Source organism: [Ruminococcus] lactaris ATCC 29176, assembly GCF_025152405.1.
Lineage (GTDB): Bacteria > Bacillota > Clostridia > Lachnospirales > Lachnospiraceae > Mediterraneibacter > Mediterraneibacter lactaris.
On record NZ_CP102292.1, the window covers coordinates 2273777 to 2287642 of the forward strand.

General features: G+C 42.1%; 6 protein-coding genes. 2 read left to right on the forward strand and 4 right to left on the reverse strand.

Features of this window, described 5'->3' with window-relative positions:
- Positions 1–5: 5 nt before the first annotated feature.
- Entirely contained in the window at positions 6–1268 is a 1263-nt protein-coding gene (locus tag NQ541_RS10600) for an IS630 family transposase (protein WP_005608582.1), read from the reverse strand.
- 296 nt (positions 1269–1564) lie between these two features.
- Between NQ541_RS10600 and NQ541_RS10605 the strand changes: the two genes are divergently transcribed.
- Positions 1565–2494 carry a helix-turn-helix transcriptional regulator gene (locus NQ541_RS10605; RefSeq protein WP_005610281.1) on the forward strand — a complete coding sequence of 310 codons (930 nt, stop codon included), beginning with the start codon at positions 1565–1567 and terminating at the stop codon, positions 2492–2494.
- A gap of 86 nt (positions 2495–2580) precedes the next feature.
- On the opposite strand, the gene NQ541_RS10610 is transcribed toward NQ541_RS10605, so the two are convergent.
- The 3 genes from NQ541_RS10610 to NQ541_RS10620 form a co-directional block, all read right to left on the reverse strand.
- Positions 2581–7692 carry an alpha-L-fucosidase gene (locus NQ541_RS10610; protein WP_005610279.1) on the reverse strand — a complete coding sequence of 1704 codons (5112 nt, stop codon included), beginning with the start codon at positions 7690–7692 and terminating at the stop codon, positions 2581–2583.
- 105 nt (positions 7693–7797) lie between these two features.
- The gene (locus NQ541_RS10615; RefSeq protein WP_005610277.1) at positions 7798–11703 is read right to left on the reverse strand and encodes a fibronectin type III domain-containing protein; all 3906 of its coding nucleotides are present in this window, start codon (positions 11701–11703) and stop codon (positions 7798–7800) included.
- Positions 11704–11719: 16 nt separating this feature from the next.
- Complete coding sequence (locus NQ541_RS10620; protein ID WP_147644470.1) at positions 11720–12466, reverse strand: hypothetical protein; 747 nt, start codon at positions 12464–12466, stop codon at positions 11720–11722.
- A gap of 297 nt (positions 12467–12763) precedes the next feature.
- Here NQ541_RS10620 and NQ541_RS10625 point away from each other — a divergent pair, with 297 nt between their 5' ends.
- Positions 12764–13843 carry a DnaJ C-terminal domain-containing protein gene (locus NQ541_RS10625; RefSeq protein WP_005610273.1) on the forward strand — a complete coding sequence of 360 codons (1080 nt, stop codon included), beginning with the start codon at positions 12764–12766 and terminating at the stop codon, positions 13841–13843.
- Positions 13844–13866 lie beyond the last annotated feature (23 nt).

A 13866-nucleotide genomic window follows, 5' to 3' on the forward strand; every position in this document is an offset into this window, starting at 1 on the left:
TAATTCTAGATAGACTTTCTCTTTCGTGAAATTGGTTTTGGTGCTTTTTTGTTTTTGTTTTCTGCTGAAGCAGCTTTTGCATTTACAACCTCATACACTATGGAATCAATATCTTCTTGAGAAAGATCGATGGTATCCATTTTATATGTCCATTTGTATGGCACAGGTTCTTTGTTGATTTCATCAAAGTATCTGTAGATTCTATCTTCGAGTTCTTTCTTGCTTTCCACACGGATTCCACCCAGCATCTGCTTTGTCATTTTACTGAAAAAACCTTCAATCATGTTTAACCAGGAACCATGTTTGGGTGTAAATACAAACTCAAAACGTCCAGAAACCGTATTCAGATATTCCTGGGTTTCTTTGGAGGTATGTGCAGAGTGATTATCCAGAATAATCCGAATCATATCGCCCTTTGGATATTTTTCATCAAGTTTCTTTAGAAAAGTCACAAAGTCAGAACTTTTATGAGTTTCACTTACTAATGGAATTGCTTCTCCTGAGAGCAAATCAATCGCTGCAAGCAGGGAGAGGGTTCCCAGCCTGACATACTCATAATCTCGCTGATAGCCATTCCTTTTATCTGTATTCGGAATCGGTGGACGGTCTTCACCTGTGGTAGCAATTGCCTGAATTCCTGGCTTTTCATCATAAGACAGGGTATGTACGGCATCTTTCTCAAAGGGAATCAGTTTTCCATCCTTGTCAAACTGCATTTCAATCTGCTTGTAGATAACAAGGACATCATGCATTTTTGCATCAAACTCAGGATCCCGTCTTTCGCAGTAATAGGACACCTGAAACGGTTTGATCCTTGCATTGCTCAGAATTTTCCGAAGCGTTGTTTCAGCTACTGTTGCCATACGAGGATGCCCTTCCGTTTCTGCTATAGAGTTGATGAATTTCCTGAAACTCATGGGATACCAGAATTCAGCAGAATAGCCGTAATCCTTCGGTTTTTGGCAGGCTTTACTGATTACCCAGGTGATATCGTCATCGGTGATTTCCGTTTTTCTTCCACGGCCTTTGTTATCACGTAAAGAAGCTTCAACACCGTTCTCTTTAAATTTGTTAAGACAACGTTTTACCACACTGATTCCAATATCCAGTTTGTCAGCAATTGCTTCGTTAGATGCACCCTCAGATTTGAGCAGAAGGATCCTAGCACGTTGATAAACGCGAATTTCCAAAGTGCTCTGAGTCAGCAGTTTATTTAAGTAAGATTTATCATCGTCTGTTAAAGAAATAGTTTTAATTGTATTAGGCATAATTGGCACCTCCGATGGTTCAATTATACCATAATAGGAATGTGAATTAAAATAGTTTGTTATTTAAAGTGGATTATACTACATTATAAAACTTTTCTTTTGAATGTGCTTGTTTAATTTACTCTTTATAATCGCTTATTTTGTCAAATTCAGAACCTCTGAATTTACATTTTATTTATATTTTTTAAAAAAATATTCACATTTTTTGTATTTTTCGGTACATTTTTTCTTTATTTCTGTTATAATACAGATTAACGCTTATTAATTGTGCTTATCTATGGAGGCTTTTTTTACACATGAAGAAAAAAACTACTGTTCAGTCAGTAAATAAACATTCTACTCCTCCTGCTGAGGAGACTAAGATTCAGGAACACGAAGTACCTGGATTGATGACATTGTCCGATTCCATCCTGTCCGGTGCTGTTGTTGAATATCGTAAAGCCGGTTATAGTTTTGCCCGGCACTTACATACAAATATTGAGATTTATCGGATTCTTTCCGGTGAATGTTATATGGATATTCAGTCGGAAACGATCCACTGTACAGCGGGCGAATTTATCATGTTACTCCCCGATGTAGTTCATTCTTTTTATCTGAATGACACATCTGACTGTGAATTTCAGCATATTCACTTTAACCCTGAGATGTTTTCCACGATTGTTCTTGAAGATGAGGGAGTTTTTCCTATCACCCTGATGCATGCGATCCTCTTTTCTGCCCAGTTCTATTACCGGATGGAATCTGATCCAGTCATCGACGAACATCTTCAGAAGCTCATTACTCTCTATGCTTCATCCAACAGTCTGTTCTCTGCTGCAAATATTAACGTTGCACTGATGAACCTGATGTTGTATATCCTTGACCATACAGAGACAGAGCATGGATTTTCCGAACCACAGCTTCAGAACAGCTATGTTGCTTATACACTGAATTACATTCGGGAAAATTTTACCCAGAAGATCCGTCAGGAGGATATCGCCTTGCAGCTGCATATCTCTGTCCGCTATCTGAGTAAGATCTTCAAAAATTATATGGGGGTAACCCTTTCTAATTACATTAACATTTACCGGATCAACCGTTCCATCGAGTTAATGCAGAATACAAGTCTAACGCTGACAGAAATCGCTCTGCAGGTCGGATTCAAAGATTCCCAGCATTATTCTAAGGTCTTTATGAATGTAATCAATGCAACACCATCCCATTACAGAAAAGCGATTTTGAAATAAAAACCACAAAAAAATTCCTTCCAGGAAACCCCCGGAAGGAATTTTTTATTCTTTTATTGCATTGAAAATTCGGAACTCACTTCAGATTAGTTTGTTCTTCTTCTCCTTGCCATTACTGCAACGAGTCCTGCTGCCAGGCAAAGCATTGCCATTCCTGCTACATTTGATGTATCACCAGTCTTGGCTGCTTTCGCTACATTTGATGTACCATTTGCAGTACCGTTATTGGATGATCCATTGTTGAAAGAACCATTATTATTTGATCCGTTATTCGCATTGCCGTTGTTATTTCCGCCATTATTATCGGATCCGTTATTATCGTCTTTCTTGTCATCATCCTTATTGCTGTCGTCCTTCTTATCATCATCTTTTGCTTTCAGGGCTGCTCTTGCTTCTTTTACAGCCTGTACTGCTGCATCAATCTCATCCTGAGTTGCATCTGAATTCTGAAGAACTGCATTTGCCGCATCGATTGCTGACTGAAGAGCTGCAAGTGATGCTTCTGTATACTTGTCTGTTGCTCCGACAACTTCTGTTGCATCTGCAACCGCCTTTTCAAGCTCCTCTTTTACAACCGGTGCTTTCTTCTCTTCGAGTGCTGCCTTTGCTGCATTTACAGCTTCAACCTGTGCATCTACCTCTGCCTGGGTTGCGTTGTCATCAGCCAGAACTCTATTGGCTGCATCAATTGCTGTCTGAAGAGCTGCGATGGATTCTTCTGTATACTTATCTGTCAGGGCTGCTTCACCCTCTGCTGCTTTCACTGCAAGTCTCAGTGCAGATTTGTCTGCCTTCTCTTTCAGTGCTGCAATCTTAGCTTCTACATTTGCTTTTGCATTGTCAACTTCTGTCTGAGTTGCATCTGCTTTGTTGTAAACTGTCTGAGCTTCATCTACAGCATTCTGAAGTGCTTCCAGAGAAGCCGGTGTATAAGCGTCTGTCTGTGCGAGCTTCTCATTTGCTGTATTGATTGCTGCAAGCAGATTTTCCTTTGCAACTGTCACTGCATCTTTTGCAAATGTTACTGCAATCGTATGGTTTGCTGTTACGTCTGAGAATGTATATTCTGTTACAACGTCAACTGCAGTTCCATCTACTGTAAGGCTGTCTACATGATATCCGTCATTCGGTGTGATCGTGAATGCTTTGGATGTTCCTTTGTAAACATTTGTTGCTCCTGTCGGTGCGATCTTTCCACCATTACCTGCTGTTGCTGTAATTGTGAACTGAGTCTGGATGTCAGCAATCTTTGCTGTGATCTCAGCTTTCTTCGCATCTACATCTGCCTGAGAGCTTGCTGTTGTCAACTGCTTTCCTGCATTTACAAGTTCCTGAAGCTCTACAAGTGCCGCTGCAGAATATTTATCTTTATCTGCTGCATTGAGGATTGCCTCTGCATTTGTGATCGCTGTCTGAAGTTCTGTAAGGTCAGCTTCGTCTGCTGTCTTTGTAAGTACAATATCAAACTTATCAAGCTGTGGAGCTTTATTTGTATCCGGTGCTGTAAGGATCAGAGTTCCTGCTCCTGCCTCTGTTACTTCAAGTGTAAGAGTGAATGTCTTCACTGTCAGAGAACCATTTTCACTTGTTGACGGGCAGTCAACCTGAGTAGCTGTGATCTTTCCATTTTCTTCTGAGAATGCAAGCTTATTTGCTGCTCCGGCACGATAAGTACCCGTTACAGTGTATGTTCCCGGAACTGTTGCTACATATGCATATTTTGCATAATCTTTGTATGCCATACAGTTCAGGAATTTCCCATTACTTGCCCAGTCGCCTGTTCCAAGACTAAGCGGCCAGCTTGGATCGGAATCTGAATCATTACTGTTGATCAGTTCTGTTGCATGCTCTGCTTCCAGAGTCTTTGTCGTTCCCTTTGTTGTCGGGAATTCAAATGGATTTGCTGCAGTATAATTTATAAATGCAAATGTTGCCTCAATTGTATGAGCTGCAGTTACATTTTCAAATGTATAGGAAGTTCTCTTTCCTACAGATGTTCCGTCAACTTTAACATCGCTGACTTCATATCCATCATTTGCTGCAATCGTGAATGTTGCACTTTCACCTTCTGTAACAGATACCTTGCCATCTGCAAGACCTTCTGCTGTGATCGTACCGCCTTCACCTGCTGTTGCTGTGATATCATAAGACTCAACTGCAACATTCTTTGGTGTGATAATGAAGTAATCAATTCCAGGTCCCTTATTTGTATTCGGGGCTGTGACAGAGATCATTCCGTCTCCTGCTTCTGTTACTTCAATATCAAATTCTACTGTTCCAAATACAACACTATTGTTTTCCTTTGTAGGATCAACTTCTAATGTCTTTTCTGTAATCTTTCCATCTGCCTCTGTGATCCTGATTCCATTTTTTGCGTTCACATCAGAACCACTGCGATATCTCATAACTACGTGGTATGTACCTGTCTTATCTGCATGATATGCATATTTCAGTACATCTTTGTATGCCATATCTGTTACAAAGCTTCCATTACTTGCATCTGTATTTGCTGCAATCTTCATCGGATAACTTGGATCAGAATCTGAATCATTGCTATTGGTTAATTCTGTCGCAAACTCTGCTTCCAGAGTTGCACTTGTTCCCGTCTTCCATGGGAACTGGAATCTGTCATCTGTTGTATATTTTGTACGTGCTACAAGAGCATTCTTTGCAGTTTCAAGTGCTGTATATGCATTTCTGATCGTTGCATCTGTTGCACTCTCATTTGCCAGTGTTTCCTGTGCTGCTTTCAGTGCTGCTACAAATGTATCCCAGCCGCCTGAATACAGATTTTCTTTCAGTTCTACTGACTGATTAACCAGCGTCTGAAGTTTCTCACTGTTGATTGCATCTGCATCTTTGATCGTGATCCTTGCAGAACTGTTGAAACCGATAATTGCGTTTTCCGGTGTTTTCTCTGTCAGTTCGATTGAGAATACACGGTCACCAGTCGTATTTGTGTTACGTCTTGTTTCTGCTGCTTTCTGAACAGTTACTTCTGATTCTCCATCATTCAGTGTTACTGTTGGTGCAAGCTCTGTATTGAAGTCATCCTGGATTGCACTTCCTGGATTTGGCTGAATCTTTGCTGTGATCGTTCCCTTTGTTCCACCGACACGTTTTACTTTGACATCCAGTGTGGATTCTTCGTTCATTGTGTAAGCAGAATTTTCAAGTTCGATCATTCCTACGCCACCATTATTGATCACGTAAGCTGCTTCTACACCGATCGCTGCACTTGTCTTTGCAACAACTCTCAGTGTATGATGACCGTCTGTCAGATCTGCAGATTCAAAAATCTTTGTTCCGGTGGATCTGCTTGTCGCATGCGTATTGATCGTCTCTACCAGCTGTTCATCAATATAGACATCAGCAGAACCATGTCCCGGGTCTTTTGTTCCCATCAGATATACTTTTGTTCCGTCAAATGTATAAGTAAATTCTGCATTTGCCTTATTGGACCATGTATTCTGACCATTGATATAGGAGCTTCCTGTCTGCGGATTCCATCCTGTGGAGCTGAATGTAAACTTGCTTGTATCGTTGACACTTGTTGTCTCCATTCCCTCCGGTGCAGTACCTGCTAACTGGAATCCTTCACTTGCCTTGTATACACCAACTTCACTTAACATCGGAACTTTACCGTCTGATGTTCCTACAGTAATTTTTACCTGAGTTGCTGATACAGGAGATGTTCTGACCAGTCTCTTTGCACCGATCGTAACACCACTCTTCAGTGTCTGCCAGTTCGCACTGTCGGATGTCTTGTACTCAACTTTGTAGCTGTTAATGTGCTGTCCTTTCTGGATTGCCTCTTCAATAGAAACTACATCAAATTTCTTTGCAGTATTCCATTTGATCGTCAGACTTCCGCTCTTTGTGCCGTCATCTGTTGTCCAGTATGTTGCATCATCACCGTCTACTACATTACCCGGTTTGAAATCAATATCATTTCCACGGACATTGGATGCTGTGATCGTTGTTCCTGTTGCTTTCGCAAGGTTTGTGCGGAATGTTTCTTCTATATTATTTCCAAATTCAGTTACTCTGTCCAGAATTGCCTGGTCTACTGTACCCTGATTGTTCGGAGGCACATTCAGAAGCATGGTTGCATTATGTCCTACTGAATCAAAATACATTGTTGCAAGCTGAGAAATCGTCTTCGGAGTACACTTATTTGTTCCCCAGAACCATCCGGATGTGATACGTCCGTCACACTCCGGTACAGTCCATTTGTTACCATTCTCGTATCCCTTTGTATACGGTGTGCTTCCGTTGCTGTCAATCGTATTTGCATTAACATTTACGTTTGATTTTGACCAGGTATTTTCATGAGCTACACCATCTTCATTTCCGATCCAGCGAACTGTTGTATAGGCACCAGCTCCGAACAGCATACAGTCTGCATCATATTTAGCTGCTTTTCCTTCGTATTTCTGAATGGTATTGAACCATCTTGTGAAGTCGTATTCCTGTGCATTCGCACCACTTCCCTTTGCTCCGTCCATCCATACTTCTACGAAATGTCCGTTGTTACCGTACTTGTCATTGCTGAGAATTTCTGTTAACTGATTATTGTAGTAATCATTGTAGTCAAGCACATCATTCTCTTTTGTTGTTGGATTTCTATTTGCATCATAATATCCGTAAGATGGTTCATGGATATCCCATGGTGACAGATAGAGTCCCATGTCCAGACCATACTTTGTGCAGGCTGCGGAGATTTCAGCAAGGACATCTCCTTCACCATTCTTATAATTTGTATTCTTTACACAGTAATCTGTATAGGCACTGTTCCAGATACAGAAACCATCATGATGCTTTGCAGTTACAATAATTTTCTTGAACCCTGCATTTTTCAGAGTACTTACCAGTGTATCTGCATTAAAATCATTTGACAGGGTAAAGATATCTGCCGGTGATCTGTCTCCGTAATGTTCGCCCCACTCTACCTCATTGAAGGTATTTGGTCCGAAGTGACAGAATGCTGCAAGTTCATCTTTCTGATACTTGTACTGGTTGGCATCCGGTACAACTTTATCAGCAGCCGGTGCATCTGTATTATTGTCTGCACAGTCAGCGTCTGTCACTTCACCGGAAGCTGCAGATACCGTTACTGCTGTAGTCCCGATGGAACCAAATACAGTTGTCACTCCGAGAATAAGTCCCATAACCATTGAAAGGGTCTTTTTCTTCATTTCTTTCCTCCCATTATGTTATCAAAGCGGAGGAGATCAGCATTTTTCATAACTCCCCTCCCCCGCTTTTTTTCTGAGTTTCAGATTTGCAAAACCGAGAAACTTTTAGTTCTCTTTTTTACGCTTTACTACAACGCCTGCTGCCGCTGCGGATGCTGCCAGTGCGAATGCCCAAACTGCCACGTTTGTTGTATCGCCTGTCTTAGCTGCTTTCTTAGTATTGTCTACCTTTGTTGTAGTCTTATTGTCAGACTTGGATGTATTAGAAGAATTGTTGTTCTTGTTGTCGTCAACCTTTGTATCATCCTTCTTATTGTCACCCTTGTTGCCGTCGTCTTTCTTTCCGTCATCTGTCTTCTTTTCTACAAGAGCATTGAGGGCTTTTGCGATGGCTTTATTTGCTTCGTCAACCTGAGCCTGCGTTGCATTTTCGTCATTCAGAACGGATGCGTACTGATCGTAAACTGCCTGCAGGGCTTTCAGTGATTCTGCTGTGTACTTGTCTGTTGCTGCAAGTGCTGCATCTGCCTTTGCTGTAGTTGCCTTGAGTTCTGTCTTATCAACTACTGTCGGATCAGGATTTACAGCATCTTTCTTTGTTGTAAATGTAGCTGCTGCCTTTGCGGATACATTGTTATTTGTATCAACAGCTTCTACCTCTACTGTGTACTCTGTTCCTTCTGTAAGACCTGTCAGTACATATTCTGTTGTTGCTACCAGTGTATCATTGACCTGAGTTCCGTTTACATATACATTGTATCCGGCAACTCCTTCATTATCTGTAGAAGCTGTCCATGTAACAGTTGCACCTGTCTTTGTAACATCAGATGCTTTTACGTCTGCAGGAACGCTCGGAGCTTCTGTATCGGCTGCCTTTGCTGTTGTAAATGTAGCTGCCTCTGATTTCTCAGATACATTTCCTGCTGCATCTACTGCTGTAATTTTTACACTGTACTCTGTAGCTGCTGTAAGACCTGTCAGGTCATACTCTGTAGCTGTTACCAGTTCTGTGTTTACCTTTTCTCCGTTTACATATACGTTGTATCCAGTTGTTGCAACGTTATCCAGAGCTGCTTCCCATGCAACATGAGCTGTTGTCTCTGTAACATCTGCTGTTCTTACTGCTGTCGGAGCATCCGGTGCTTCTGTATCAACTACTGCCTTGTCAACGTATGTGATGATCGGAGTAACATGAACAGACGGCCTGCTTGGATTGCTGTTGCAGCTTGCTGTTACGCGGATCACATCGCCCTTGTTCAGTTCAATCTCATCAAAATTTGCCCAGTCTGCTGCTTTCTGATTACTTGTTGAAAGTGTTACACTCTGTTTTACTGTATCATTTACAAGAAGGCTTAATGTAACTGTTCCGCCTGAGTTTCCAGCCTGACGCAGATACGGCTCACCATCTTTTACATTGAAGGATACTGTACCGCTCTTCGGTGCTCTGAATACCATTGCTGTCGAATAAGAAGTCTGCGGTGGAGCAGAGATCAGTCCATGAATGGAATCGCTCATTGCTGTACTGTGATTTGGAGCATCTACACCAACACCATAGTATGTATTCAGTACCCAGTTTGGATAAGTATTATCATAAGCTGTCATATCAGCCCAGTCGCCATTACCGTTCTTCTGCTGTGCAAACCATACATTTCCCTGCTGCTGTCCTGCATAGTCCAGTGTCCAGTTGTATGTATTCTTCTGAGCTACCGTATAGTCATTTGTTGTTCCGTCTTCAGCCGTGATGCGTACTGTCACTCCTGCTGTTACTGCATCTCCGTCAGCTAATGCTGTTCCATTGTTCAGTACGGAAACTGTTGCTGTATCAGCTACTGTGATGTTCTTCTTCAGCTCGCTGACTGTTGTAGCATTTGCTGTTGTATAAGGAACACTCAGTGTCTTTCCGCTTACCATGTAGTAAGAAGATTTCAGTTCTTTATCAGAACTTGCAACTACTGTATAAGTTACATCCTCCATTCCTTCATAAGAAAGAACGACGGTTGCTCCACCTTTCACGATATCTGCATCGCCAAGAACTTTATCACCATTTTTTACAGTAACTGTAACGCCTGTATCAACGATGATGTTGTTGCGGAACTGCTCTACTGTTGTATTCTTCGGAAGATCACTTACATTTGTTCCTGAAATTGTGTATGTATTGGAACGAAGTACAAGTGCTGTAACTGCATCACTTTCTGCTGCTCCGATTTCCGGTACTGCTGTGATTGCATGTCCGAAGAAGTCATGATCGATAGAATAACCATTTCTGTCAACAATTACTTTACCAGCATTGATAGCCGGTGAGTTTGCTGCCAGTTTGTATCCATCAAATTCTGTAGTAGCTGTCGGATCTTCATGCAGTCTTGCCTGCTTGTCCTCTGCTGCTGCAACCGGACCTGAACCTGCATCAACAAGTACTGCTGTTCCTGCGGATACCTTTACTGCATTTGCATCAGTTGGATAATTGGATACATTGTAGTACAGGTTGTTGCTGTATGTCTTGTTATTTCCTGGATTCCAGTTTGTCGCATTAACCGATGTATCTCCTGCAAAATAGAAGATGTTATTCTCAATCGTTACCGGTCCATTATTAGAATGTGCTGTAGACCAGATACTTGTAAGTCCTTTCTTAATATAGAAAGTATTATTGTAAACCTGACAATTTCCTGTATTTCCTGCAGGATCGAGAGGTCCCATATCTTCATTCTGGCTGATGTTGTAACGGAATGTATTATTGATGGACTGCGGTCCACAGAACATGATCGTACTTGCCGTATTGCCGTGGCTGTAGTTGTACTGATAGTTTGTTCCATCACCGTAATCAGCATCCCAAGGCTGTCCGTCACCGTTACCATGAGCTGCATTCAGTGTTGCAAAGCACTCATTGTACTGGAAGACTGTATCTTTACACTTCCATGGCCAGATACCTGCTGCAACTCGTCCATTACCTACGCCCAGTTTATTTCCTGTATCATTACCATTTGCATCGAGCTGTGGCTGCCGCTGGGAGAAATCTGTATAGTTGATCTGCTCCGCTGCATTTTCTGATACATTATATTGAACTAAAGCTCTGTCAAGATACATTGTTGTGATTGCATCTCCGCCTACATGGTTCAGGTAATTATTCTCAATTACTACGTTAGATGAACCGTATGTGGACATTACTTCATCACTCAGAGCAGCATTGTTGAACTGACCGTGCTTGTAAGTGTATCCGACTGCGATTCCCCAACGGTTTACTGTATCAAGATAGCAGTTCTTGATCTGAACATCGTTGTATCTTGCAATTCCTGTTGTTGCTTCATTTGTTGGCTTTTCCACGATAAAGTAGATACCGCCATTTGCCATGTGCTTGTTATAAACGTTACCTGTTACATCATGGATGTAAAGATCGTTCAGTACGATATGATCTACTGTTCCGTTATCTTTTGCAACTCCGGCAACTCCGGTTCTGTCCATTGCATAAGCATCATTATAAGTCTTATCTTTTTCTGTATCTGTTGCACTGTTTCTGTCATTTGTCAGTTCCAGACCTTCGATCTCAATGTACTCTGTATCCATGATCAGAATACTGGAAGATACTGTACCATGCCATTTGTGGTTTGAGTTGTCCAATGCAACCCCATAGTTCTGCTCCCACTGACCATGACCATTTGTATTGATCTGTGGTCTGTCTCCATTTCCATAAGTAGAGATCTTGACCGGTGCTTCAGCAGTACCGCTGTCTTCTTTTGTGAACTTGAGTGCCTGATCTTCAAATACAGATCCTTTCTTCAGGAGAACTGTATCTCCCGGCTCAAGATCAAGATCATTCACTTTCTCAAGCGTCTTGAACGCCTTGCTTTCGGAAGTTCCGTCATTGCTGTCACTTCCGCTTTGGGAATCAACATAATATGTTGTTCCTGTCGCAGTATCCTGTCCTTCAGCATTAACAGCAACTGCCGGCACCATTGATGCAACCGTTGTTCCTGCAAGCAGAAGAGCCAGAGCACCGCTCATCCATTTCTTCTTCATAATATTGCTCCTTCCATCATTTTATATTCTTCAAGGTAAACCGGTTTACATCCACCATGTTCCCGTCCACCTGAGAATCAGTTTCACACTGCGTGATGATGTCATCATATTTCTTTTCACGCAACTCACGTTCCACCGCAATTCTTGCTGTCTCCAGATCAGCATTTTCTTCGCTGTCCCCGAAGATCCATTCGCGGCTGTTGTAGTATTCCAGTATCTCGTCCTCTGTCAGTTCCATGCCCTCACGGGTGTAATCATTGCAGTATTTTTCTTTGAGCGTACTCATTTCATACTGGAGATAAATCTGAAAAGTATACTCTTTCAGTCCATAGACCACTTCCCCATTTTCAACCTTTTCACTCCGCTTTGCATTTTCGTCTTTCCAACGCTTTTCCAAAGCCTCATAACTGCTGTCTGATACATCACCACATTCTTCTGCAAGGTCATAGACCGCATGGATGTATTTCAACTGTTCCACTGTATTTTCCGTCAGAATTTCGTAGCCGTATTTTCCATCATACTTTTTCTCCCAGAAGCCATCTTCATAAACGGCATCATAGTCCTGCTGAATCTGCACCTCTGTATCATACTCTACAGATTTCATGCAGTTCACATATTCATCTTTTCTGATTGTATGCCCCCCAACAGTTAAATCGAATCGATTATCAATTCTGTATCGGACGATCCCGGCAACAATTCCCGCAACCGCGATCACCAATACTGCAATTCCGATCTTCAGGAACTGCTTTTTTCGATTCTTCATACTCCGCATCCCCTCCTGTTCTGAAATCTTGTTCTTTCTACGCACGAACTTACCCACTCTGACTTAATACTATTATAACAACAGCAGAATTTTTCAACTCGTTCTTTTCGGTTGATTCCCACGCTTATTTTGTCTAATTCGGAACATTCTTTTCATTTCTCCCTTGACTGCTTTTATTCTCTCTGCTATATTACATATAGAACAGTATGAATCGTACTGTTTCTTTGCATACAATAGTGTAAAAAGTAATGCAGATCAGATGATACAAATGTAACGGAAAGATATGAGGGTGAGTCTATGAAAAGAGATTACTATGAACTGCTCGGACTGGCGAAAGGTGCTGATCCGTCAGCAATAAAAAAAGCCTACAGAAAGCTTGCTAAAAAGTATCACCCGGATACGAATCCCGGTGATAAAGAAGCTGAAAAGAAATTTAAAGAGATCACCGAAGCTTATAATATCCTGAGTGATCCTGAAAAGAAGAAACTTTATGACCAATTTGGTCACGCTGCATTTGACCAGAGCGGTGCTGCCGGTGGAACCGACACCAGTGGTTTCCATGGTGGATTCTATGGAAGTGGCTTTGGTGGAGCCGGATCTGACGGAACCGGATTTGGCAGCAATGGTTTTGGCAGTGGTGGTTTCAGTGGTGGCGGTTTTACCGGAAACGGTGGGTATCAGGAATACCACTTTGAGGGTGGTAATATGGATGATATGTTCGGAGATATTTTCGGAAATATGTTCCACGGAGGAACCTCCCGCAAGACTTCTTCCGGTTTTGGGAACGGCTTCCATGGTGGGTTCCAGTCCGGTGGTTTTCAGTCAAAGGGATCCGATCTGAATGCAGAAGTAACCGTTGGTTTTGATGAAGCTGCTTTTGGCTGTGACAAGGTCATTACATTACAGGATCCAAATGCTCCGGGAAATCCTTCCCAGTCACTGAAGGTTCATATTCCTGCAGGAATCGACACCGGTAAGACGATCCGTCTCCGTGGCAAGGGAATGCCCGGTACAAATGGCGGAGATGCCGGGGATCTGATGTTGAAGGTCAAGGTCGCTGACAAACCGGGATACGAGCGAAAGGGAACGGATGTCTATACGACAATTACTGTACCTTTCACGACGGCTGTCTTTGGTGGTGAAGCACTGGTTCAGACTTTATATGGCAATGTGCTTTGTAAGATCCGTGAGGGTACACAGTCCGGTTCTAAAATCCGTTTGAAAGGAAAGGGAATTGTTTCCATGAAGAACCCTTCGGTTCACGGTGACCAGTATGTAACGGTTCAGATTGAAGTTCCAAGGCACTTAACTCCGCAGGCGAAAGAGAAACTGCGTGAATATGAGGCCTTGGTCAGTGGAAATGCAAAGAGTGCTTAAGATAAAATATGCTCCTTCAGGCA

Excerpts from the sequence above, each read along its gene's own strand:
- NQ541_RS10600 (WP_005608582.1), bottom strand. The coding sequence starts at position 1,268 with ATGCCTAATACAATTAAAACTATTTCTTTAACAGACGATGATAAATCT.
- NQ541_RS10605 (WP_005610281.1), top strand. The coding sequence starts at position 1,565 with ATGAAGAAAAAAACTACTGTTCAGTCAGTAAATAAACATTCTACTCCT.
- NQ541_RS10610 (WP_005610279.1), bottom strand. The coding sequence starts at position 7,692 with ATGAAGAAAAAGACCCTTTCAATGGTTATGGGACTTATTCTCGGAGTG.
- NQ541_RS10615 (WP_005610277.1), bottom strand. The coding sequence starts at position 11,703 with ATGAAGAAGAAATGGATGAGCGGTGCTCTGGCTCTTCTGCTTGCAGGA.
- NQ541_RS10620 (WP_147644470.1), bottom strand. The coding sequence starts at position 12,466 with ATGAAGAATCGAAAAAAGCAGTTCCTGAAGATCGGAATTGCAGTATTG.
- NQ541_RS10625 (WP_005610273.1), top strand. The coding sequence starts at position 12,764 with ATGAAAAGAGATTACTATGAACTGCTCGGACTGGCGAAAGGTGCTGAT.